The sequence below is a fragment of the Nonomuraea sp. NPDC050790 genome, assembly GCF_044456745.1.
GTDB lineage: Bacteria > Actinomycetota > Actinomycetes > Streptosporangiales > Streptosporangiaceae > Nonomuraea.
In genome coordinates this window covers 230834-253806 of record NZ_JBITGF010000010.1, presented here as the reverse complement: position 1 = coordinate 253806, position 22973 = coordinate 230834, and the positions used below count along the sequence as shown (strand labels likewise).

Sequence of the window (22973 nt, the reverse complement as noted above, 5' to 3'; positions counted from 1 at the left end):
CACCCCACCACCGGCCCCACCCGCGTACCACTGTCACCCATCCGTCCACCCTCAACGCCCTCGACGACCCGGAACCGCCCGGGACCTGAGAAGCGGGCGGCTCCGGAGGTGGCTCGTCAGGCCTTGTCGGTCTCTGCCGCTTCGGCGGTTGGGGCCACGGGTTCGGCGGTTGGGGTCACGGTTTCGGCGGTTGGGTCTTCGGGTTCGGTGAGTGATACCCCCGCCCCTGCGGCTCCGATGGTTGAGGCTCGGGTTTCCATGGGTGCTGCCTCAACCGCTGCGGGTTCGGTGGCCGGCAGGTCGGGGCGGGCCGTGGCCGGGCCGTTGCTGTGGAGCCATACCGCGCCCAGCGGCGGGACCCGGAGCACCGTCGAGTACGGCAGGCCGTGCCGCGACTCCTCGATCGCCTCCACCGCGCCGAGGTTGCCGACCCCGCTGCCCGCGTACTCGTAGGCATCGGTGTTGACGACCTCCTCCCACCGCCCGCCGTACGGCAGGCCAAGGCGGTAGTCCTCGTGCGGCGCCCCGCTGAAGTTGACCACGCACGCCACCGCGCCCCCGTCGGCCGCGAAGCGGACGAAGGAGAACGTGTTGCCCGAGGCGTCGTCGGCGTCGATCCAGCGGAACCCCTCGGGCGAGCAGTCCTGCTCCCACAGCGGCGGCATGCGCCGGTAGACCTCGTTGAGGTCGCGCACCAGCTTCTGCACGCCCTTGTGCACGTCGAACTCCAGCACCCACCAGTCGAGCCCGCGCTCCTCCGACCACTCCGAGCCCTGGCCGAACTCGCCGCCCATGAACAGGAGCTGCTTGCCGGGATGCGCCCACATGAACGCCAGCAGCGCCCGCAACTGGGCGAAGCGCTGCCACTCGTCGCCGGGCATCTTGCCCAGCAGCGAACCCTTGCCGTGCACGACCTCGTCGTGGGAGAGGGGGAGGACGAAGTTCTCGCTGTAGGCGTACATGAGCGAGAAGGTCATCTGGTGGTGGTGGTACTGGCGGAAGACCGGCTCGTGCCTGAGGTAGGCGAGCGTGTCGTGCATCCAGCCCATGTTCCACTTGAAGCCGAAGCCGAGGCCGCCCAGGTGGACCGGCCGGGAGACTCCCGGCCAGGCGGTCGACTCCTCGGCCACGGTCGAGATGCCCGGAGCCTCCCGGTAGACGACGGCGTTCATCTCCTTCAGGAACTCCACCGCGTCGAGGTTCTCCCGGCCGCCGAACACGTTGGGCGTCCACTCGCCCTCGCGCCGCGAGTAGTCCAGGTAGAGCATCGAGGCCACCGCGTCCACGCGCAGCCCGTCGATGTGGAACTCCTGCAGCCAGTAGACCGCGTTGGCCACCAGGAAGTTGCGGACCTCGGTGCGGCCGTAGTCGAAGACGTAGGTGCCCCAGTCGGGGTGTTCGCCGCGGGCGGGGTCGGCGTGCTCGTACAGCGGGGTGCCGTCGAAGCGGGCCAGCGCCCAGTCGTCCATGGGGAAGTGCGCGGGCACCCAGTCGAGCAGGACGCCGATGCCGGCCTGGTGCAGCCGGTCCACGAGGTGCCGGAACTCGTCGGGGGTACCGAAGCGGGCGGTCGGCGCGTAGTAGGAGGTGACCTGGTACCCCCAGGAGCCGCCGAAGGGATGTTCGGCCACGGGCATGAACTCGACATGCGTGAAGCCCATCTCGCTGACATAATCCGTCAGCTGTTCGGCCAACTCGCGATAACCAAGTCCGGGTTTCCACGACCCGAGATGCACCTCGTACACGCTCATCGGCCGCTGCTGCGCCGGCTCGGCGGCGCGCTCCGCCATCCACCGGGTGTCGTCCCAGGTGTAGTGCGACTGCTCGACCACCGAGGCGGTCTGCGGCGGCGTCTCGGTCCGCCTGGCCATCGGGTCGGCCTTGTCGCGCCACACGCCGTCCGCGCCGAGGATCTGGAACTTGTAGCGCTGCCCCGGCCCCACCCCTGGCACGAACAGCTCCCACACCCCCGAGCGCCCCAGCGAGCGCATCGGGTGCCCGACGCCGTCCCAGTGGTTGAAGTCGCCGACGACCCTGACGCCGCGCGCGTTGGGAGCCCAGACGGAGAAGGCGGTGCCGTCGGTCTCGTCGTGGGTCATCACCCGCGCGCCGAGCGCCTCCCAGAGCCGCTCGTGGCGGCCCTCGCCGATCAGATGCAGGTCGATCTCGCCCAGCGTGGGCCAGTAGCGGTAGGGGTCCTTCGTCTCGTACGGCTCGCCGCCCCCATAGCGGATCCGCAAGGTGTATCCGGGCACTTTGTCCAGGCCGGGCACCATGACCTCGAACACCCCGTGCGCCACGTGCTCCATGACATGCGAGCTGCCGTCGTCGAGCACCACCTCCACCCGCTCGGCCAGCGGGCGCAGCGCGCGGAAGGTGACCCCGCCACCACCGGGGTGGGCGCCGAGGATCGAATGCGGATCATGATGTGCCCCGCCCGCGAGGCGGTCGAGCTCTGTCCTCATCGGCATGCTCCCCACAGTGCCCTAAGACGGTCGTATGGCTCAGCCCCTGCCCGTTTTCACGACGCGAATCACCGAAAGTGCGAAATCACAGCTTCACAAACCAGATGACCTGGAGCCCCCGCACTCGACATACTGGCGCACCCCCCACCCCATATGCACGAGGACCCGCCATGCTCCCGTTAGAGCCGTCCAATCCCATGAGTCCGGTCCGCGGACCGGCCACGCTCGCCGTCACCCTGCTCGCCGTCAACTCCGCGGTCGGCCTGGCCGCGGCGGGCGTCGACCTGTGGGTCGCCTCGCTCATGGAACGGGCGATCACCGATCCCGCCTCCATCACCGAGGCGGAGCTGAACAGCGCGGACGTGATCTACGCCGGGTCGGGCCTGGTGGAGTTGACCGCCTACCTGGCCGCCGTCGCCGGCTTCCTGTTCTGGCTCTTCCGCGCGCGCGACAACGCCGAGGCGCTCAGCCCCGAGCCGCACCGGCACTCGCGCAAGTGGCTGACGCTCGGCTGGGTGGTGCCGGTCGTCAACCTCTGGTTCCCCAAGCAGATCGTGGACGACATCTGGGTGGCCTCCACACCCGGCAGGGTCACGGGCGTCGGGCTGGGCCACGCCCGCCGTCCCGGCCTGGTGTGGGCCTGGTGGCTGACGTGGCTCTGCGCCTGGCTGGTCTCGAACGTGGCGCTACGGCTGCTGCTCGCCGGTGAGGAGCCGGCGGACCTCGCCCGCGCCGCCCGGTTCGACGTGTTCGGCATCGCGCTGTACTGGGTCGCCGCCGCGCTGGCCGCCGCGATCATCCTGAAGATCACGGCCATGCAGGAGGCGGGCCGTACCTCGGTCAGTGCGGGTTCTTCGCCGTCACATCCCGTGGCGTGATGCGGAAGCCCTGCCAGTGGACCGGCATCGGGTCGGCGTCCTCGTCCCTGGCGACGTGGTGGTAGCCGACGTTGACCCAGATGACCGGGTCCTTGACGCGCTCGCGGCCGGCGTACCTGTCTACTGACTTGCCGCATTTCGGGGCCACGTTGTAGGTGGCCAGGCGTTCGCAGGCGCGGTACTGGGTCACGTAGAGATCGGCTCGGGTGAACGCCTCGTCCGACGGGCCCCGGTACTGCGCGCTGTCGGAGTTGTTGATCTCCCAGCTCACCGGGTGGAGGTCGGTGTTGCGCACCTTGGGATCGACCACGCGCCACCAGCGCATCCGCTGGTTGACCGCCTTGGTCTCGCGGCGGAGCACGGTGCGCTTCAGCGCCCGCTTCTTCGTCCGGTCACCCGCGAAGTCGTACTGTTCCACGACATCGCGGGAGGCGCCCTGGATGTCGAAGTCCATCCGCCAGAACACGTTGTGGCTGTGCGACTCCTCGAAGTGCCTGCTGCCCACGCCGATCGGCCAGCCGTGCTTGGGCGCGGTCGTGGTGCCCGCCAGCGATCCCGTCGCGCCCGCGCGCGGCGTGATCGAGCCGTCGTCGCCGAAGACGAACTCGGAGATGTAGGTGTACCAGCCCACCTGGTAGGCCGACAGCACCACGAGCTCGCGCCCCTGCTTCGACCTGCGCAGCGCCGGATCGCCGAACCCGTCCTTCAGGTACGCGTGGCCGCGCGGCCTGGTCGTCACGCACACGACCTGCCTGCGCCGCTCACCACCGGGGCAGTCGGCGTCGGTGAGCGGGATCGCCGCCGAGCCCAGCGACCCGATGTCGTGGTAGCGCGGCTCGCCCGAGTCGTACGGCACGTGGATCTGCGCCAGCGCCGCGCTCCGCAGCACGCTCACCGCGGGCGAGCCCTTGGGCACGTACGTGACCCGGTTGAGCGTCAGACCCTCGATCGTACGCATCTCCCAGCACAACTGCCAGCGCGCGCCGCCGGGAAGCTCCCTGTCGATCAGGTACGGCGAGCTACACGGCCGCTCCGCGGCAGCCGTACCGGAGGCGAGGGGTGTGGCGGAGCCGGCGGCGGCAACGAAGACCGCCAGAGCGAGTTGCAGGAACAAGTCACCACTCCAGGGTGTGAATCTTCTTGGCGGACAGGTCGATGACGATGCGGCTGGTGTCGAGGTGCTTGCCGTCGGGCAGCCGGACGAACAGCCGCACGCACCGGTGGGTGGCGCACGGCCCGCCCGGCTGGGAGTAGATGAGCCCGCGCAGCCCGAGGTCGGCGGCGGAGCGCAGTTCGCGGCCGGCGGCCTTGGCGTAGGCGCGCCGTACGCCCTGGCCGAGCTTGGGGTGGGCGAGCACCAGTTCGGCGGCGCGCGTCTCCTCCTGGCGCGAGGGCGGCGGCTGCACGCCCTTGCCCCGCGTCTCCTCGACGATCTTGTTGTCGCCGAGGTCGATCGTGCGCACGATGAGCGAGTCGTCGGCGTAGTCGTAGAGGTAGGCCTCCGCGCGCCGGTCGTCCTCGGCCTTGTCGTCGTCGCGCTCGACGTAGAGCAGCTCGACGCGGCCGGCCTTCATGTGCTCCTGCGAGGGCCTGGTCGCGATCGCGCCCGCGCGGCCGATCTCGCCGGGGGTCAGCGGATCGCCGGGCGAGGGCTCCGTCCGCGCGCTCCGCGCGGCTTCCGGGGCGTTCCGCCCGTCCACCAGTACGGCCGCGCCCGCCAGCAGTGAGACACCGGTGGCCGCGGCCGCCACCACGACAACGCGCCGCATGCCGCCTCCTTTACCCTTCGTTAGTCAATGCCTACGAAGAGTAGTGGTTGGGCAGGTTGTCGCGGCCCGCAATCGCCGATATCGGATTGACCTCAAGTCGAGTTGAGCTTTTATCGTTCCTTGGCATGAACATGAAACGTGCTGGTCGTCGCGAGTGGACCGGTCTGGCGGTCCTGATCCTGCCGACACTGCTGATCTCCATTGACGTCTCCGTCCTGCACCTCGCCGTGCCCGCGTTGACCGAGGACCTGCGGCCAAGCGCCGCCCAGCTCCTGTGGATCAACGACATCTACGGCTTCCTCATCGCCGGATTCCTGATCACGATGGGGAACATCGGCGACCGGATCGGCCGCCGCAAGTTGCTGCTGATCGGTGGGGCCGCCTTCGCCGCCGCCTCCGTGCTGGCCGCCTACGCGCCCAGCGCCGAGTTGCTCATCGCCGCGCGCGCCCTGCTGGGCGTCGCCGGAGCCACCTTGATGCCCTCGACGTTGTCGCTGATCAGGAACATGTTCCACGATCCCGCCCAGCGCACCACGGCCATCAGCCTGTGGATGACCGGTTTCACCGCGGGCATGGTGTTCGGGCCGGTCGTGGGCGGGGCGTTGCTGGAGAACTTCTGGTGGGGCTCGGCGTTCCTGCTGGGCGTGCCGGTCATGGTGATCCTGCTGGTGGCGGGGCCGCTGCTGCTGCCCGAGTACCGCGCGCCGAGCAGCGGCCCCGTGGACGCCGCCAGCGTGGTGCTCTCCGTCGCCGCCGCGCTGCTGGCCATCTACGGCGTCAAGGAGATCGCCACGTACGGCCCCGCCTGGCCGGCCATCGCCGCGCTGCTGGCGGGCCTGGCCCTGGCTGCGGTCTTCATCCGCAGGCAGCGCAGGCTCGCCGATCCGCTCCTGGACATGAAGCTGTTCGCCGAGCGCAGGTTCAGCGCCGCGCTCGGGACGCTGATGCTCGTCATCCTGATCGGGCCGCCGCTGGGCCTGCTGGCCGGGCAGTACCTGCAGCTCGTCGGCGGCCTGTCCCCGCTGCAGGCCGGACTCTGGGCGCTGCCCCCCAGCGTCGCGGTGATCGTCGGCTTCCTGGTGGCGCCGGCGCTGACCAAGAAGATCCGTCCCGGGTACGTGGCCGGCGCCGGGCTGGTCGTCGGCGCCGTGGGCGTCGCCCTGCTGACCCAGGTGGACGCGGGCGGCGGCGTGGCGCTCCTGGTCGGCGGCCAGGTGCTGTTCTTCCTGGGCGCCTCGCCGCTGCTGGTCGTGGGCACGGACCTGGTCGTGGGCGCGGCGCCGCCCGAGCGCTCCGGCTCCGCGGCTGCGCTGTCGGAGACGGGCCAGGAGTTCGGTGGCGCGCTGGGGCTGGCGATCTTCGGCAGCATCGCCGCGGCCGTCTACCGGGCCAGCCTGGAGCTGCCCGGCGGCGTCTCACCCCAGGGCTCCCTGGACACGCTGGGCGGAGCGCTGTCGGCGGCCCAGGACCTGCGCGGCGAGGCGGGGGCCGCGCTGGCGAGCGCCGCCCGCGAGGCGTTCACCACCGGCCTCAACGTGGCCGCCGCGGCCGGAGCCGTGGTCCTCGTGGCCGCCGCCGTCCTCTCGGCCGTCGGCCTGCGCACGGTCCCCCCAACCGCCGCCCAGACCCCGGACCCCATCCCCACCCCCGAACCAGCCCACAACCCGGACCCCGTCCACTAGCCCAATCCCACCCACAAGCCCAGGACCCGCCCGCAAGCCGGGGACCCGCCCACAGGCGGGGACCCGCCCACAAGCCCGACCCCGCCCACAGGCGGGGGGCTCGCGCAGGAGCCCGAGCCCGTCCACGAGCCGGGGATCCACCCACAGGCCGGGGACCGTCCAGGACCCCGAGCTCGTTCACGAGATCGGGGTCAGGTGGTGCGGTAGGCCAGGTTGAGGGCTTCGGGCAGGGGGAGGGCGGCGCCGCGGGCGCGGGCCGACATGTACGGCTGCTCGCCCAGCCCAGCCAGCGCATGGGCGGCGATCCGGTCCACGTCGCCCCGCTCGCCCGGCGGCAGCGGCGCCCCGGACCCCTCGCGCAGCGCGGTCGCCTGGCCCAGCAGCACCGCCGCCTCCTCGTGGCGTCCCTGCAGGGTTCTGGCCCCGGCCACCCCCTCCAGGGACAGCGCGATGGCCCGCGGATCGCCCACGGCCCTGGCCGCCGCCAGCCCGTCCAGATGCGAGGCGACCGCGACGTCCGCGTGGACCAGCACCGCGGCGGGAGGCTCCCCGCCGAATCCCGCCCCGCCCTGGCCGGCCGCCGCGTGCCCGCGGAGTTCGGCGATGAAGCCGAGCTCGGCCAGGATCAGCGCCGCCCCTGGCTCGCCCGCCACCTCGCGCACCCAGCCGAGCCAGCGCCGCAGGTGGCGCTCGGCGTCGTCCAGCCGCCCCTGCCGCCTGGCCGACATCGCCAGCCCGATCTCCGCGTCCTCCTCCGCCGGCCGGTTGGCCTGCTCGGCCGCCCGCCGCCTGGCCCGCTCGTGGTAGTCGTCGGCCAGCGCGTAGTCGCCCTCCAGCAGCGCGAGCCGTCCGAGCCTGGAGATGATCGAGGTGACGTCGCTGCCCAGCCCGAGCTCCTCGGCCACCCGCAGCCCCTCGCGCCGCAGCTCGGCGGCCCGGGGGTAGTCGCCGACGATCTCGGCCAGCGAGCTGAGCACCTCGGTGGCCCGCGTCTGCCCCCACCGGTCCCCGGCGCGCTGGAACAGCTCCAGGCTCCGCTCGGCGTCGGCCCGCAGGTCGTCCAGGTCGCCGCGGAGCATCGCCCGCTTGGCCCGCACGCTGAGCGCCGCGGCCTCGCCCCACGTGTCGCCGATCTCCAGGAACGTCTCCAGCGCCGGCCCGATCAGCGAGTCGCTGCACACCGGGTTCTCGAACCCGAACAGCGCCATCCCCAGGAACCACCCCAGGAAGGCCCGCCGTTCAGGGTCGTCGATCTTGCCCAGCTCGGCGATGTCGACGCTGACCGGATCGCCCGCCAGCATCGCCACCCCCGCCCACCACATGCGCGTCTGCGGCTCCTCGGCCAGCGACAGCGCCGTCTCCAGCGACCTGCGCGCCTCGCCCAGCCTGCCGCGCAGCACCCAGTACCAGGCCAGCGCCCGCACCAGCCGGTGCGCCTGGTCGGCCAGCCCCATCGCGGAAGCGGTGTCGAGCGCCGCGCGCAGGTTGGCGGCCTCCGCGTCGAGCGTGTCGAGCCAGCGCTGCTGGTCACGCCCCCGCAGGTACGGCTCGGCCCGCTCGGCCAGCGCCACGTGGTGGTCGAGGTGGCGCAGCCGTACCCGATCGGACTCGCCCGCCTCCGCCAGCCGCTCGGCGGCGTAGGCGGCGACGGACTCCAGCAGCCGGAAGCGCGCCCCGCCCACCACGAGCGAGCGGTCGACCAGCCTGGCCAGCAGGTCGAGCACGTCGTGTCCTGGCTCCGCGCACACCTGCTCCGCCGCCTCCAGCGTGCACCCGTCGGCGTGTACGGCCAGCCGCCGCAGCACCAGCCGCTCCGGCTCGCTCAGCAGCTCCCAGCTCCAGTCGATCATCGCCCGGAGCGTCCGCTGCCGCGCGGGCGCGTCCCGCATGCCGGTGTTGAGCAGCCGGAACCGGTCGTCCAGCCGGTCGGCGAGCTGCCGCGGCGTGAGCGCGCGCGCCCGTGCCGCGGCCAGCTCGACGGCCAGCGGGATCCCGTCGAGGCGGGCGCAGATCTCGGCCACGGCCGCGTCGCCGGCCAGCCCGCCGCCCGCGCGCACGCTGAACAGCTCGATCGCGGCCCGGGGCCCGAGCGGCGGCACGCTCCAGGCGCTCTCGCCGCTGACCCGCAGCGTCTCCTGGCTGGTGGCCAGCACCCGCAGCTCGGGCGCTGCCTGCAGCAGCGCGCGCGTCAGCGGCGCGACCTGCTCGACCACGTGCTCGCAGTTGTCCAGGACGAGCAGGGCGCGCTTGCCGGACAGGGCGGCCGCGACCCGGTCGCCCGCGGGCTTCTCCCCGTGGTCGGGCAGCCCGAGCACCTCGCCCACGATCGCCGCCACGCAGGGGTCGTCGCGTCGCGGGCGCAGCGGGGCCAGCTCGACCAGCCAGGTGCCGTCGGGGAACGACCCGGCCGAGGCGGCGGCCGCGGCCAGCGCCAGCCGGGTCTTGCCGACGCCGCCGGGGCCGGTGAGCGTGACCAGCCGGTTGTCGGCCAGCAGCGTGCGTACCTCCGCCACCGCGTCGTCGCGGCCGATCAGGTCGGTGAGCGGCGCGGGCAGGTTGCTCTGGGCGCGCGCGGGCGCCTGGAGGGCGGGGTCCTGGCGCAGGATCCTGGCGTGGAGGTCGGCCAGCTCGGGCGAGGGGTCGAGGCCCAGGTCCTCCGCCAGGCGTTCGCGCAGGTCGGAATAGGCGGCAAGCGCCTCGCTCTGGCGGCCCTGGCGGTAGAGGGCGCGCATGTGCACCGCCCGCAGGCGCTCGCGCAGCGGGTGCTCGGACACCAGGTCGGCGACCTCGACCGGCTCGCCCAGGGACAGGCGCACCTCGGCCAGCTCCTCAAGGGCGGACAGGCGCTGCTCCTCCAGCTTGGCCGCCGCCGGGCGCACCACGTCGTGGTCGGACTGCCCGGCGAAGGCGGGGCCGCGCCAGAGGCCGAGCGCCTGGACCAGCGCGTCGGCGCGCTCCCTGGCGTCGGCGGCGGGGGCGGCCAGCAGCGCCTGGAAGCGCTCGGCGTCGACCGCCTCGGCCGGGACGTCCAGGACGTATCCGGCGGCGCGGAACTTGATCGCGTCGCGGTCGGCCAGTGTCCCGCGCAACTGGGAGACCTTCACCCGCAGCGCCGCGAGGGCGTCACGCGGGGGCCGGTCGCCCCACAGCTCCTCGACCAGCCTGTCGGCCGAGACCGGCCGCCCCCGGTGCACCAGCAACCCCGCCAGCAGCAGCCGGACCTTCGCCTCCCGCACGGTGAGCGGCTCCCCGGAGGCCGCGTACACCTCAAGGGGCCCCAGCACCCCGAACCGCATAATCCCCCCATAACTCGCCCAGAAGCCGACCATAACCCCACGCCAGCACGCTGGAGCCATGACAGAGATTTCGATCGTCGGCCTGGGCCTCATGGGCACCGCGCTCGCCGAGACCCTGATCAAGGCCGGGCATGAGGTCACCGTATGGAACCGCACCGACAAGAAAGCGGAACCCCTGGTCGCGATGGGTGCCAGACGGGCCGCGAGCCTCGCCGGGGCGGTGCGGCCCGGAGCGCTGGTGATCGTGTGCGTGCTCGACTACGACACCGTCCACGGGCTGCTCGGGCAGATGGAGCTGGCGGGCGTGACGCTGGTCAACCTGACCAGCGGGCGGCCGGAGGAGGCCCGCCGTACCGCGGAATGGGCACGCAGGCGCGGCGCGGACTACCTCGACGGCGGCGTGATGGCGGTGCCCCAGATGATCGGCGCGCCCGGCGCGCTGATCCTCTACAGCGGCTCCAGGGAGGTGTTCGAGCGCCACGCCGGGCCGCTGGGCGACCTGGCCGAGGCCCGGTTCGTGGACACCGACCCGGGGCTCGCGCCGCTGCTGGACATGGCCATGCTGACCGGCATGTACGGACAGATCGCCGGGATCATGCAGGGGTTCGCGCTGGTGCGCTCGGCCGGGCTGCCGGTGGGCGACTTCGCCTCGACGCTGCTGGTGCCGTGGCTGGGCGCGATGAGCGAACTGGCGCACCGCTGGGCGGAGGAGGTCGACGCCGGTCAGTGGGGCACCGACGTGGCGAACCTCGGTGTGAACAAGGTCGGGCTGGAGAGCATCTCGCTGGCCATGCGCGAGCAGGGCATCGAGGGCAACCTGCTGGCCCCGCTGAAGCACCTCGTGGACAAGCGCGTCGCCGACGGGCACCCCGACCACGGGCTCCAGAGCCTGGTCGAGGAGCTCCACCCGGGACGCTAGCCGAACGCGGCCAGCGGGATGGAGATCCAGGAGGGGCGGTTGCGGGCCTCGTAGACCACCTCGTAGACGGCCTTGCCCAGCTCGAAGGCGCGCAGCAGCGGCTCCTGGGCCGCGTCCAGCAGGCCGCCGCCGTTCCTGTACCCGGTCAGGAACGCCTCCCGGTTGCGCGCCGACCAGTCGGCTGCCCGGGGCTCCAGGCGTTCGGCCTCCGGGTGCCCGGCCAGCAGGTGGCGGGCGGCGTAGTCGAAGGAGCGCAGCATCCCGGCCACGTCGCGCAGCGGCGAGGACAGCGCCGTGCGCTCGCCGAGCGGCTGGCCGGGCTCGCCCTCGAAGTCCAGGATGATCCACTCGGTGGTGGTCCGCATGACCTGGCCGAGGTGGTAGTCGCCGTGCACCCGCTGGATGGGCACCTCGACGGCCACCTCGTCCAGGTCCTGAAAGGCGGCCTCGATCGGCGCCGAGTGCTCGCGCAGCACCGGAACCTCGGCCACGGCCCTGCCCAGGCGGCGGCGGAAGTCTTCAGCCATGCGCTTGATCTCGTGCGGCTCGACGGTCGAGGTCGGGAAGGCGGCGGCCAGCTCCCCGTGGATCCTGGCGGTGGCCGCCCCCAGCCGCTCGGCCTCGGCGGCGAAGTTCCCGCCCGCCTCTCCGGCCCGTACGCGCTCGCCCGACTCCGCGACCGGCTCGGGCATCGCGTACAGGTCGCGGACGCTGGCGAGGGCCAGGTCCCAGCCGTCGTTGGCGGTGGAGAGGAACTCCTGCATGATCGCGAGCGTGGTCGCGGTCCCGTCGAGCTCACCCTCGATCCACCCGTACGGCTGCGCGATGTGCGGCGCGTTCCTGGCCGCCAGGGCCTGGACGATCTCCAGTTCCGGGTTCACCCCGGGGATGAGCCGCCGGAAAAGCTTGCAGATGTACGCGTCGCCGTACACCAGAGAGGTGTTGGACTGTTCGGCACCCAGCACGATGCTGCGCAAGGAGGTGTCGACGGCGGCGCCGGGGACGTGGCGCAGGCGCAGGCCGCCGGTGGTGGCGTCGCGCGCCATGCCGTCGAGCAGCCAGCCGGTGCGGTCGGAGTCGTGGGCGGCGTCGTAGTGGTAGGCGCCGTCGATGACGCCGATCAGGGCGTGCGAGAGGCGTTCTGGGAGCTCGTCCCGGATGCCGAGCAGGAGCTGGTAGCGCTCGCGCGAGCCGTCCTGCCAGACCGCGAAGATCACGTGCTGGAGTCCCGGCTCCAGCTCGACGTCCGAGTCGACCGACACGGAGTCGATCGGGCGCCCCTTGCCGCCGAACCAGCGCTGCTGTGGTAGCCATGCGGCAAGGAGCTGCTCCAGCACGTCTTACTCCTCCTGGGCTCTGGCCGGTGGGAGAGTGAACCAGTAGAAACCATGCCCAGGAAGCGTCAAAAGATACGGAAGTTCGCCAATCGGTGGGAAAGGTACCCCGCCCATGGTCTCGACCGGTGAGACGCCGGTGAATCTGCGCAGGTCAAGCTCGACCGGCTGAGGGAAGCGCGAGAGGTTGTTGACGCACAACATGCGGTCGTCGCCCAGCTCGCGGACGAAGGCCAGCACGCTCGGGTTGGAGGAGTTCAGCTCGATGAACTCGCCCAGCCCGAAGACCGGGTGGCGCTTGCGGATCTCGATCATGCGCTTGGTCCAGTGCAGCAGCGAGCCGCCGTTCTTCTGCTGGGCCTCGACGTTGATGGCCTGGTAGCCGTAGATCGGGTCCATGATGACCGGCAGGTAGAGCCGCCCCGGGTCGCAGTCGGAGAAGCCCGCGTTGCGGTCGGGGTCCCACTGCATCGGGGTGCGCACGCCGTCGCGGTCGCCGAGCCAGATGTTGTCCCCCATGCCGATCTCGTCGCCGTAGTACAACACGGGCGAGCCGGGCAAGGACAGCAGCAACGCCGTGAACAGCTCGATCTGGTTGCGATCGTTCTCCAGCAGCGGTGCCAGGCGCCGCCGGATGCCGACGTTGGCGCGCATGCGCGGGTCCTTGGCGTACTCGGAGTACATGTAGTCGCGCTCCTCGTCCGTGACCATCTCGAGCGTCAGCTCGTCGTGGTTGCGGAGGAAGATGCCCCACTGGCAGTTCTCCGGGATCTTCGGCGTCTGGGCCAGGATCTCGGAGATCGGGTAGCGCGACTCCCGTCGTACCGCCATGAAGATGCGCGGCATCAGCGGGAAGTGGAAGGCCATGTGGCACTCGTCGCCGCCGCCCACCGGGTCGCCGAAGTACTCCACCACGTCGGAGGGCCACTGGTTGGCCTCGGCCAGCAGGACGCGGTCGGGGTAGAGGCGGTCCACCTCGGCCCGCACCCGCTTGAGGTAGGCGTGGGTCCTGGGCAGGTTCTCGCAGTTGGTGCCGTCCTCCTCGAACAGGTAGGGGATGGCGTCCATGCGGAACCCGTCGATGCCGAGGTCGAGCCAGAACCTCAGCACCTCCAGCATCGCCTCCTGCACCGCCGGGTTCTCGTAGTTGAGGTCCGGCTGGTGGTGGAAGAAGCGGTGCCAGTAGTACTGCCCGCGTACGGGGTCGTAGGTCCAGTTGGACGTCTCGGTGTCGATGAAGATGATCCGGGCGTCCTGGTACTTCTCATCGGAGTCGTTCCAGACGTAGAAGTCGCCGAACGGGCCCTCGGGGTCGTGCCGGGAGGCCTGGAACCAGGGGTGGGCGTCGCTGGTGTGGTTCATCACCAGGTCGGCGATGACGCGCATGCCGCGCTTGTGGGCCTCGTCGACCAGCTTCACGAAGTCTCCCAGGTCCCCGAACTCGGGGAGGATCTTCATGAAGTCGGCGATGTCGTAGCCGCCGTCGCGCAGTGGCGACTCGTACAACGGCAGCAGCCACAGACAGTCCACACCCAGCCACTGGAGGTAGTCCAGTCGCTGGATGAGGCCCTTGATGTCACCGGTCCCGTCTCCGTTGGAGTCGGCGAAACCCCGGATGAGCACCTCGTAGAAGACCGCGCGCTTGTACCAGTGGGGGTCGCGCGGCTTCTCCTCGTCGAAGGTGTTGGGGATTGCAGCGGAGTTCACGGTGTCTGACAAGTTGGACTCCCCGAAAGGCTTCGTTACCTGTGAGCCGCTCGCACGGTGAAGACGTGCGCCGGGTGGATATGGGGGTCGAGGCGCACGTAGTTCTGCTGCCGCCATCGGTACGACTCGCCCGACAGCTCGTCGTCCACGACGAACTCGGCGTTCCAGTCGAGTCCGAGGGCGGGCAGGTCGAGATCGACCGTCGCCTCATGGGTGTTGTGCGGATCCAGGTTGATGACCGCCAGAACGACGTCGCCCATGCCGTGCCGTCGTGTGGCCGTGTCGTAGGCGCCGGGGAGTCGCTTGGAGAAGCAGACCATGTCCGGGTGGTCAACCCTGTGGAACTGTAGATTACGCAATTCCTGAAGTGCCGGGTGAGCTCTTCGGAACAAATTCAGATGGGTGATGAAGGGGGCCAGACTGCGGCCTTCACGCTCTGCTGCCACCCAATCGCGTGGTCTGTACTGATATTTCTCACTATCGAGGTATTCCTCGCTGCCGGGCCGTACCGGGACGTTCTCCGCGAGCTCGTACCCCGAGTAGACCCCCCACGTCGGCGAGCACAGCGCGGCGAGGACCGCGCGGATCTTGAACGCGGGCACGCCCCCCTGCTGCAGGTACTCGTGCAGGATGTCCGGCGTGTTCACGAACAGGTTCGGCCGCAGGAAGTGCGAGGTCTCCGCGGCCAGCTCCGCCAGGTAGCTCTCCACGTCCTGCTTGGAGTTCTTCCAGGTGAAGTAGGTGTAGGACTGGTGATACCCGATCTTCGCCAGCGTCTGCAGCATGGCGGGCCGCGTGAACGCCTCGGCCAGGAAGATCACGTCGGGGTCGGTCGTGTGGATGTCGGCCAGCAGCCGCTCCCAGAACGCCACCGGCTTGGTGTGCGGGTTGTCCACCCGGAAGATCCGCACCCCGTGGTCCATCCAGTGCCGCAGAACCCGCCTGACCTCGGCGTAGATGCCCTCCGGGTCCTTGTCGAAGTTGAGCGGGTAGATGTCCTGGTACTTCTTGGGCGGGTTCTCGGCGTAGGCGATCGTGCCGTCGGCCCGGATCGTGAACCACTCCGGGTGCTCCTTGACCCACGGGTGGTCGGGCGCGCACTGCAGCGCGAAGTCGAGCGCCACCTCCATGCCCAGCTCGCGGGTCCGGCTGACGAATCCGTCGAAGTCCTCGATGGTGCCGAGGTCGGGGTGGATCGCGTCGTGGCCGCCGTCCTCCGAGCCGATCGCCCAGGGGGAGCCGGGGTCGTCGGACTCGGGCGTGAGCGTGTTGTTGCGGCCCTTGCGGAAGGTGTGGCCGATCGGGTGGATCGGGGGCAGGTAGACGACGTCGAAGCCCATGCGGGCGACCGCGGGCAGGCGTTTGGCGGCGGTCTGGAAGTCTCCCGACTTGCTGATGCCCGCGCCGTCCACGATCGCGCCCTCGGACCTGGGGAAGAACTCGTACCACGAGCCGTACAGGGCGCGGCGGCGGTCCACCCTGATCCGCTGCTGCTTGGAACGCGTCACCAGGTCGCGCAGCGGATGCGCGGCCAGGAGGGCGGCGGTCTCGGGCAACTGGGCGATCGACAGCCGGGCCCGGGGGTCGAGGTCCTCGTCGCGCAGGGTGGCCGAGATCGACAGCAGCGCCGCCCGGTGCCCGCAGGCGCTGTCGCCGTTGCCCCCGTTTCCGGTTCCGTTCCCGTTTTGCGTTCGGGGTGGCTTCGGCGTGTCGTCGGCCGCCCGGGCGGGGCGCAGTGGGTGGGGGCAGTCGGCCGGCCGTACGGCGCGGGCGGCGCGCTCGAACAGGCGCGCGCCCTCCTCGCACATCAGGTCGCTGTCCATCCCGCGCGGGATCTTGATCCCCGCGTCGTGCAGCCACGTGGCGATCGGGTCGCTCCACGCCTCCACGCGGAACTGCCAGTCGCCCTCGTCGGCCAGGGTGACCGGCACCGCCCAGCGATCGGTCCCCTTGCCCTGTTCCGCCATGGGTTTCAGTCGCCCGCGTTCGCCGCCGGGCGAGGTGAGCACGACCCCGGCGGCCACGGCGTCGTGTCCCTCCCGGAACACCGTGGCGGAGATCTCGAAGGTCTCACCAGCGACCGACTTCGCGGGCCACTGCCCGCATCCGACGACAGGCTGGATGTCCGTGATGGGAATTCGTCCGATCATCGCTTCCGTTCTCATGACTCGGATCCGCGTTGAGGCTGATACGTGGCAGGAACGATCCTTGCATCTCGATGCGGGAGGCGGCGGAAGCCACCCGAGTGTGTCCCCGGGACGGCCATATGGGGGAGTTGCCCCAATAGTCCCGCTTCATGCTTCTGGTCGGTAGGGGGTTTGACGCGTATGCGCATGGTGAAGGACCCAGACGTCCAGATCACCTCGTGCCCGCCCCTTCGACGCCCTAGGGTTCCCAACGTGAGAGCTATCCGCAGGTTCACCGTCCGCACCGTCCTGCCCGCGGAGCTGGCCGCACTCGGCGAGCTCGTCCACAATCTCCGCTGGTCATGGCACCCGGAGACGACGGACCTGTTCGCCGAGGTCGACCCGCAACTGTGGCGTCAGGTCGGGCACGATCCCGTCGCCCTGCTGGGCGCCGTCGACCCCGCCAGACTCCGCGAGCTGGCCGCCGACCGCCGCTTCCTGCGCCGTCTGGCCGACGCCGCCGACGATCTGCGCGAGTACATGACCGCGCCCCGGTGGTACCAGACTCTCGCCGACGCGCCGCGCGCCGTCGCCTACTTCTCTCCCGAGTACGGCATAGCCGCCGCCCTGCCCCAGTACTCCGGCGGCCTCGGCATCCTGGCCGGCGACCACCTGAAGGCCGCCAGCGACCTGGGCGTGCCCATCCTGGCCGTCGGCCTGCTCTACCGCCACGGCTACTTCACCCAGTCGCTGTCCCCCGAGGGCTGGCAACTGGAGCACTACCCCTCCCTCGACCCGGGCGGCCTGCCGCTGACCCTGCTCAAGGACGTCCGCGTCCGTGTCGGCCTGCCCGGCGGGCGTACCCTGCACGCTCAGGTCTGGGCGGCCCAGGTGGGCCGGGTGCCGCTGCTGCTGCTCGACTCCGACGTGGCCGAGAACGACACCGCCGCCCGCGACGTCACCGACCGCCTCTACGGCGGCGGCACCGACCACCGGCTCATGCAGGAGCTCCTGCTCGGCATCGGCGGCGTACGGGCCATCCGCGCCTACTGCGAGAGCACCGGCCACCCCGAGCCCGAGGTCTTCCACACCAACGAGGGCCACGCCGGCTTCCTCGGCCTGGAGCGCATCCGCGAGCTGACCGAGGCCAGGCTGAGCTTCGACGAGGCTCTGGAGGCGGTGCGCGCCGGAACCGTCTTCACCACCCACACCCCCGTCCCTGCGGGCATCGACCGCTTCCCCGTCGAGATGATCGAGCGGCAGTTCGGCGGCGACAACTCCTGGCCCACCGTCCCGGTCGACCGCATCCTGGCGCTCGGCGAGGAGGCCGAGCCCGACCGCTTCAACATGGCGATCATGGGCATGCGCCTGGCCCAGCGCGTCAACGGCGTCTCCGAGCTGCACGGCGAGGTCAGCAGGGAGATGTTCCACACCCTCTGGCCGGGCTTCGACCTCGACGAGATCCCGATCGGCTCGATCACCAACGGCGTCCACGCGCCGACCTGGGTGGGCCGCGAGCTCATGGAGCTGGCCGGCCGCGAGCTGCCGACCCTGATCGAGCGCGCGCAGGGCTGGGAGGGCGTACAGAAGATCTCCGACGCCGACATCTGGTCCATCCGCGGCATCCTGCGCCGCCGCCTGGTCGAGGGCGCCCGCGAACGGCTGCGCGCCTCCTGGCGGGCCCGCGGCTCCTCCGACGCCGAACTCGGCTGGATCGACGAGGCGCTCGACCCCGACGTGCTGACGATCGGCTTCGCCCGCCGCGTGCCGTCCTACAAGCGGCTGACACTCATGCTCTCCGACGCCGAGCGGCTCAAGTCGCTGCTGCTCGACCCGGACAAGCCCGTCCAGATCCTGATCGCGGGCAAGGCCCACCCGGCCGACGAGGGCGGCAAGAAGCTCATCCAGCAGATCGTGACCTTCGCCGACGCCGAGGACGTGCGCCACCGCATCGTCTTCCTGCCCGACTACGACATGGCGCTCGGCCAGTTGCTCGTCCAGGGCTGCGACGTCTGGCTGAACAACCCGCTGCGCCCGCTGGAGGCCAGCGGCACCTCGGGCATGAAGTCGGCGCTCAACGGCGGGCTCAACCTGTCGATCCGCGACGGCTGGTGGGACGAGTGGTACGACGGCACCAACGGCTGGGCCATCCCCACGGCCGACGGCGTCACCGACCCCGACCGCCGCGACGATCTGGAGGCGGCCGGCCTGTACGACCTGATCGAGCACCAGGTCGCCGACCGCTTCTACGACCGCTCGCCCGAGGGCCTGCCCAGGCGCTGGCTGGAGATGGTCAAGCACACCCTCGCCTCGCTGGGCCCGAAGGTGCTGGCCGGCCGCATGCTGCGCGACTACGTGGTCGGCCTGTACGCGCCCGCCGCCGCCTCCGCCCGCGCCCTGTCCGCCGACGGTTACGCCCCCGCCAAGTCGTTCGCCGCCTGGCGGCTGCGGGTGACCAGGGCCTGGCCCGGCGTCAGGGTGGAGCACGTGGAGGCGTCGGGCGTCGGCGACACGCCGGAGGTGGGCGCCGCCCTGGAGCTGCGGGCCACGATCGCGCTGGGCGACCTGGACCCCTCCGACGTCATGGTGGAGGCGGCCTACGGCAGGGTCGGCCCGCACGACGAGCTGATCCACCCCGGCTACCTGGAGCTCACACTCGACGGGCACACCAGCGACGACGGCCGCGCCCACTACACGGGCACGATCCCGCTCGACGACACCGGGGCCTTCGGCTACACGGTCCGGGTGGTGCCCTCGCATCCGCTGGCGGTGGCGCGGGCCGAGCTCGGGCTGATCGCCGTACCCGAGGAACCCGCCGGTATGACGAACGGCACACTGCGCTGACATTGGCCCCATAATCGTTTTTGTGGACGACAGTCGCGACGGCCTGCGGGCCGACACCCTGGTGGCCACGGTCCGCGGTGTGCTGCCGTCCCTGACGCCCGCCGCGCAGACCGTGGCCCGGCTGATCCTGGAGGATCCCGCGACCGTGGCGCGCAGCACGATCACCGAGCTGTCGGCCGCCTCGGGCACCAGCGAGGCCACGATCGTGCGGACCGCCCGGCTGCTCGGCTTCGCCGGGTATCCGCAGCTACGCCTGGCCCTGGCCGCCGCGGCGGCCCAGCCGGACCGGCTGGTGCCCGGCGACCTGGCACCCGACGATCCGCTGTCGGAGGTCATCCACAAGGTCGCCAGGGCCGAGTCCGAGGCGATCAACGACACCGTGGCCCAGCTCACCTCCGAACGGCTGGGCCTGGTCGTCGACGCGATCGTCGGCGCCCGCCGCGTGGACGCCTACGGGGTCGGCGCCTCCGGCCTGGTGGCCATGGACATGGCGCAGAAGCTGCTGCGCATCGGCATGTCCAGCCACGCCTTCCAGGACGCCCACCTCGCGCTGACCAGCGCCGTGCTGCTCAAGGCGGGCGACGTGGCGATCGGCATCAGCACCTCGGGGGAGACGCCCGACGTGCTGGAGCCGCTGGGCCGGGCCGGCGAGGCCGGGGCCACGACGGTCGCGATCACCAACAACCCGCGCTCGTCCATCGCGGAGCTGGCCGAGCACGTGCTGATCTCGGCCGGGCGCGAGACCGAGTTCCGTCCTGCGGCGATGGCCAGCCGGATCAGCCAGCTCGTCATGGTGGACTGCGTGTTCGTGGGCGTGGCCCAGCGCACGTTCGACTCCTCGCAGGAGGCGCTGCAGAGCACGCGGCAGGCGGTCGCCGACTTCGTCAGGAAGCGCTGACCTCGGCGGGGTTCAGGTCGAGGCGGGCCAGCTCGCGGCGGCTGCCGACGCCCAGCTTCGGATAGGCCTTGTACAGGTGGTGCTCCACCGTGCGTCTGCTCAGGAACAACTGGGCGGCTATCTCCCTGCTGCTGTGGCCTTCCTTGGCGAGCCGTACCACCTGGAGTTCCTGGGCGGTGAGGCGGTCGCGTGGGGCTGCCACGGTCGCCTCGGCCGTGGGGACGTTGTCGCCGCTGGCTCGCAGTTCGGCGCGGGCGCGGTCGGCCCAGGGGGTGGCGCGGAGGCGTTCGAAGATCTCCAAGGCTGAGCGGAGGGGGGTTCGGGCGTCGCTGCGCCTGCGGGCTCGGCGCAGCCACTCGCCGTAGAGCAGCTCGGTCCGCGCCCGCTCGAACGGCCGCCCCGGCCCTTCCCCATGCAGCCGTACGGCCCGCCGAAACAACTCCTCAACCCTCAAGGCGGTCATCCCGGAGTCGGTCACCCCTGGGGTGGTCATGCCGGAGTCGGTCAGCCCGGAGTCGGTCAGCCCTGAGTCGGTCAGCCCGGAGTCGGTCAGCCCTGAGTCGGTCAGCCCTGAGTCGGTCAGCCCTGAGTCGGTCAGCCCAGGGGTGGTCGTCCCCTGGTCCGTCGTCCCCTGGTCCGTCATCCTGGGGTCTGTCATCCCGGAGTCTGTCGTCCTGGGGTCTGTCATTCCTGGGTCGGTCGGTCTGGGGGTGGACAGGGTTGAGGGGGTTGGTCCGGCGTCGGTCAGGAGGGCTTGGCTTCTGGCGGCCACTGCCAGGGCCCAGGGTTGGCCGGTGGCCTCGGCCCAGGCGGTGTAGCGGCGCAGCGGGGTGAGGGCGCGGTCGGGGTGGCCGAGCCGTACCGCGGCCTCTACCTGGTCGGCGGCGGCGGTGACGAGGTCGAGGCCGTTCGCGCCCGGCCCGCGCCATGCGGCCTCCAGACGGGAGAGGGCGGGTTCGTAGTCGCCGAGGGCGAGGTCCAGCAGGCTCAGGGTGATGGCGGCTCCGGCCGCCTCCTCGGCGGGGGCCTGGGCGGCGAGGGCGCGGGACCGGTCGGCGTCGCCCTCGATGGCGGCGATCCGGGCGGGGACCGCCTTCAGCCAGGGGAGGTCCTGTGGCAGGCCGGTGTCCCTGACGATCTCCGCCGCCTCCGCCACGGCCATCTCGGCCTCCCGGTGCAGCCCGGCGCGTACCTGGGTCTGGGCGAGCACCCGCAGGGCCTCGGGGAGCGCGCCCACGAGCCCGCGCTCGCGGCAGCGGGCCACCTCGGCGGCGGCCAGCGCCAGGGTGGCGGCGTCGTCGCCGACGATCACGCTGGTGTACATGGCCTCGGCGGTCCTGTCCGACGGCTCGGCGAGGAACTCGGCCAGCTTGGGCAGCCCGGCCGCGTAGTCGCCGTCCATGAGCCGGGCCAGGCCGTACACCATGGGGTCGGGGCGGCCCAGCTCGCGCAGGCCCTCGGCGGCGGTGCGCACCGCGGCGGGCTCGCACGAGAACCACGCGTAGGTCGCGCCCGCGCGCAGCATCTCGGCCGCGCGGTCCGTGTCGGCCTGCCCCGCCCGTTCCATCAGCAGACGTACGGCCCGCTCCCGCTCACCCAGCTCGAACAGCGCCGCCGCGCGCACCTGAGCCAGCTCCGCCAACCCCGTCCCGTTCACGGCGAGTGCGGCCACGCCGGCGTCGTCCGGAGTCCTGGCCGGTTCTGTCGGGCCGCTCCCGTGCGTGGTCATGGCCAGGGTTTCGGCCTGTTCGGACAGTTCCGCTGCCTGGAGGGGGTGCCCGGCGCTGAGGGAGGCATCGGCGGCGCGCCCAAGGAGCGTGATCTGGTCGTCGTCGCCAGGGGACAGGCGGGCGGCCTGGCGGTAGAGGCGGGCGGCGGCCGAGTACGCGCCTCGCCCGCGGGCCCGCTCCGCGGCGGAGGCCAGCTCACCGGCGACGCCCTCGTCCGGCGCGGTGGTGGCGGCCGACAGGTGGTGGGCCCGGCAGTCGGCCGTGGGGCTGGCCTGGGCCAGCGCCCGGTGGACCTCGACCCGGCGGGCCATCGGCGCGCCCTGGTAGGCGGCGGTGGCGATCAGCGGGTGCCGGAAGGCGAGCGTGTCGTCGATCACCTGTACCAGCCCGGCCCGCTCGGCCGCCTCCAGGTCCTCCAGGCCGACGTCCAGGACCTTCCCGGCGTTGACCAGCAGCGGCAGGTCGCCCCGGCCCTCGGCGGCGGCGATGAGCATCATCCGCCGCGTACGCTCGGGCAGGTTGACGATCTGGGCGCGGAAGGAGCCGAGCACCCGGTCGGCCACGTGCAGGTGAACCGATCCCGGCGGCCTGCCCCGCTGGGCGGCGGCGAACTCGATCAGGGCCAGCGGGTTGCCCGCGGACTCGCCGATCACGTGCTCGCGCATGGCGGCGGCCAGGCCGTGCTCGGTGAGCAGCGCCGCCGCGCTGACCGGGTCGAGCCGGGAGGGCCGGACCTCGGGCAGACCGGCGGCGGCGAAGCCGTCCTCGCGGGTGGCGAACACCAGGGCCACGCCCTCGGCGGCCAGCCGTCTGGCCGCGAACAGCAGCGCCTCGGCGCTGGCCTGGTCGAGCCACTGGGCGTCGTCGACCAGGCAGAGCAGCGGCTCGTCCTCGGCCAGGTCGGCCAGCAGGCTGAGCGTCGCCAGCCCGGTCAGGAACCGGTCGGGTGCCCGCTCGCCCGGCGCGGCCCCGCCCAGCACCGCGCGCAGCACCCCGGCCTGGGGATCGGGCAGCCGTTCGAGCCGGTCGCGCAGCGGCCACACCAGCCGGGCCAGGGCGGCGGGTTCGAGGTCGGCCTCCTGCTCGATGCCGGTCACGCGCAGCACGCGTACGCCGTCGGCCTGCCGTTCGGCCCAGTCGAGGAGCGCGGTCTTGCCGATGCCGGGCTCGCCGCGCACGACCAGCGCGCCGCTGCGCCCGTCGCGGGCCCGCGCGATCAGTTCCGCGAGCCCGGACTGCTCGGTGGTCCTGCCGTAGAGCACGCGTCCTCCTAAGTACACCAGACCGGTAAACGGTACGGATTCGCCGGTGATTCCGCCGCTCGT

General features: G+C 71.8%; 13 protein-coding genes. 5 read left to right on the top strand and 8 right to left on the bottom strand.

The window, feature by feature from the left end; all coding sequences use genetic code 11:
- Nucleotides 1–116 precede the first annotated feature (116 nt).
- The gene (glgB, locus tag ACIBEJ_RS41865; RefSeq protein WP_397188513.1) at nt 117–2465 is read right to left on the bottom strand and encodes a 1,4-alpha-glucan branching protein GlgB; all 2349 of its coding nucleotides are present in this window, start codon (nt 2463–2465) and stop codon (nt 117–119) included.
- A gap of 170 nt (nt 2466–2635) precedes the next feature.
- Between glgB and ACIBEJ_RS41860 the strand changes: the two genes are divergently transcribed.
- Nucleotides 2636–3343: a DUF4328 domain-containing protein gene (locus ACIBEJ_RS41860; protein ID WP_397188512.1), complete on the top strand. Its 708-nt coding sequence runs from the start codon at nt 2636–2638 to the stop codon at nt 3341–3343.
- On the opposite strand, the gene ACIBEJ_RS41855 is transcribed toward ACIBEJ_RS41860, so the two are convergent.
- A complete protein-coding gene (locus ACIBEJ_RS41855) occupies nt 3306–4457 on the bottom strand; it encodes a copper amine oxidase (RefSeq protein ID WP_397188511.1) in 1152 nt (383 codons plus the stop codon). The genes ACIBEJ_RS41860 and ACIBEJ_RS41855 overlap by 38 nt on opposite strands.
- Nucleotide 4458: 1 nt before the next feature.
- Nucleotides 4459–5112, bottom strand: a complete 654-nt coding sequence (locus ACIBEJ_RS41850; protein ID WP_397188510.1) for a hypothetical protein — start codon at nt 5110–5112, stop codon at nt 4459–4461.
- A 125-nt stretch (nt 5113–5237) separates the two neighbouring features.
- Between ACIBEJ_RS41850 and ACIBEJ_RS41845 the strand changes: the two genes are divergently transcribed.
- Nucleotides 5238–6794: an MFS transporter gene (locus ACIBEJ_RS41845; protein WP_397188509.1), complete on the top strand. Its 1557-nt coding sequence runs from the start codon at nt 5238–5240 to the stop codon at nt 6792–6794.
- 191 nt (nt 6795–6985) lie between these two features.
- Here ACIBEJ_RS41845 and ACIBEJ_RS41840 read toward each other — a convergent pair whose 3' ends face one another.
- Complete coding sequence (locus ACIBEJ_RS41840) at nt 6986–10090, bottom strand: AfsR/SARP family transcriptional regulator (RefSeq protein ID WP_397188508.1); 3105 nt, start codon at nt 10088–10090, stop codon at nt 6986–6988.
- Between the two features lie 58 nt (nt 10091–10148).
- Between ACIBEJ_RS41840 and ACIBEJ_RS41835 the strand changes: the two genes are divergently transcribed.
- A complete protein-coding gene (locus ACIBEJ_RS41835) occupies nt 10149–11009 on the top strand; it encodes an NAD(P)-dependent oxidoreductase (protein WP_397188507.1) in 861 nt (286 codons plus the stop codon).
- Here the strand turns inward: ACIBEJ_RS41835 and ACIBEJ_RS41830 are convergent.
- Genes ACIBEJ_RS41830 through ACIBEJ_RS41820 form a run of 3 tightly spaced genes read right to left on the bottom strand, consistent with a single transcriptional unit; the run spans nt 11006 to nt 16200 of the window.
- The gene (locus ACIBEJ_RS41830; protein WP_397188506.1) at nt 11006–12346 is read right to left on the bottom strand and encodes a phosphotransferase; all 1341 of its coding nucleotides are present in this window, start codon (nt 12344–12346) and stop codon (nt 11006–11008) included. The genes ACIBEJ_RS41835 and ACIBEJ_RS41830 overlap by 4 nt on opposite strands.
- Before the next feature lie 3 nt (nt 12347–12349).
- Nucleotides 12350–14050 (bottom strand): maltose alpha-D-glucosyltransferase, encoded by a 1701-nt coding sequence (gene treS, locus ACIBEJ_RS41825; RefSeq protein WP_397188505.1) that lies wholly within the window; start codon nt 14048–14050, stop codon nt 12350–12352.
- Between the two features lie 35 nt (nt 14051–14085).
- A complete protein-coding gene (locus ACIBEJ_RS41820; RefSeq protein ID WP_397188504.1) occupies nt 14086–16200 on the bottom strand; it encodes an alpha-1,4-glucan--maltose-1-phosphate maltosyltransferase in 2115 nt (704 codons plus the stop codon).
- Nucleotides 16201–16449: 249 nt separating this feature from the next.
- On the opposite strand from ACIBEJ_RS41820, the gene glgP reads away from it, so the two are divergent.
- Together glgP and ACIBEJ_RS41810 are read left to right on the top strand one after the other, a co-directional pair.
- A complete protein-coding gene (gene glgP, locus ACIBEJ_RS41815) occupies nt 16450–19020 on the top strand; it encodes an alpha-glucan family phosphorylase (RefSeq protein WP_397188503.1) in 2571 nt (856 codons plus the stop codon).
- A gap of 22 nt (nt 19021–19042) precedes the next feature.
- Nucleotides 19043–19918 (top strand): MurR/RpiR family transcriptional regulator, encoded by an 876-nt coding sequence (locus ACIBEJ_RS41810; RefSeq protein WP_397188502.1) that lies wholly within the window; start codon nt 19043–19045, stop codon nt 19916–19918.
- On the opposite strand, the gene ACIBEJ_RS41805 is transcribed toward ACIBEJ_RS41810, so the two are convergent.
- Nucleotides 19905–22910 carry an AAA family ATPase gene (locus ACIBEJ_RS41805; protein ID WP_397188501.1) on the bottom strand — a complete coding sequence of 1002 codons (3006 nt, stop codon included), beginning with the start codon at nt 22908–22910 and terminating at the stop codon, nt 19905–19907. The two genes, ACIBEJ_RS41810 and ACIBEJ_RS41805, sit on opposite strands and share 14 nt — an antisense overlap.
- Nucleotides 22911–22973 lie beyond the last annotated feature (63 nt).

Bases quoted from the DNA above. Each gene is read 5' to 3' on its own strand.
- glgB (WP_397188513.1), bottom strand. From the start codon at position 2,465: ATGAGGACAGAGCTCGACCGCCTCGCGGGCGGGGCACATCATGATCCG.
- ACIBEJ_RS41840 (WP_397188508.1), bottom strand. From the start codon at position 10,090: ATGCGGTTCGGGGTGCTGGGGCCCCTTGAGGTGTACGCGGCCTCCGGG.
- ACIBEJ_RS41850 (WP_397188510.1), bottom strand. From the start codon at position 5,112: ATGCGGCGCGTTGTCGTGGTGGCGGCCGCGGCCACCGGTGTCTCACTG.
- ACIBEJ_RS41820 (WP_397188504.1), bottom strand. From the start codon at position 16,200: ATGATCGGACGAATTCCCATCACGGACATCCAGCCTGTCGTCGGATGC.
- ACIBEJ_RS41835 (WP_397188507.1), top strand. From the start codon at position 10,149: ATGACAGAGATTTCGATCGTCGGCCTGGGCCTCATGGGCACCGCGCTC.
- ACIBEJ_RS41845 (WP_397188509.1), top strand. From the start codon at position 5,238: ATGAACATGAAACGTGCTGGTCGTCGCGAGTGGACCGGTCTGGCGGTC.
- ACIBEJ_RS41860 (WP_397188512.1), top strand. From the start codon at position 2,636: ATGCTCCCGTTAGAGCCGTCCAATCCCATGAGTCCGGTCCGCGGACCG.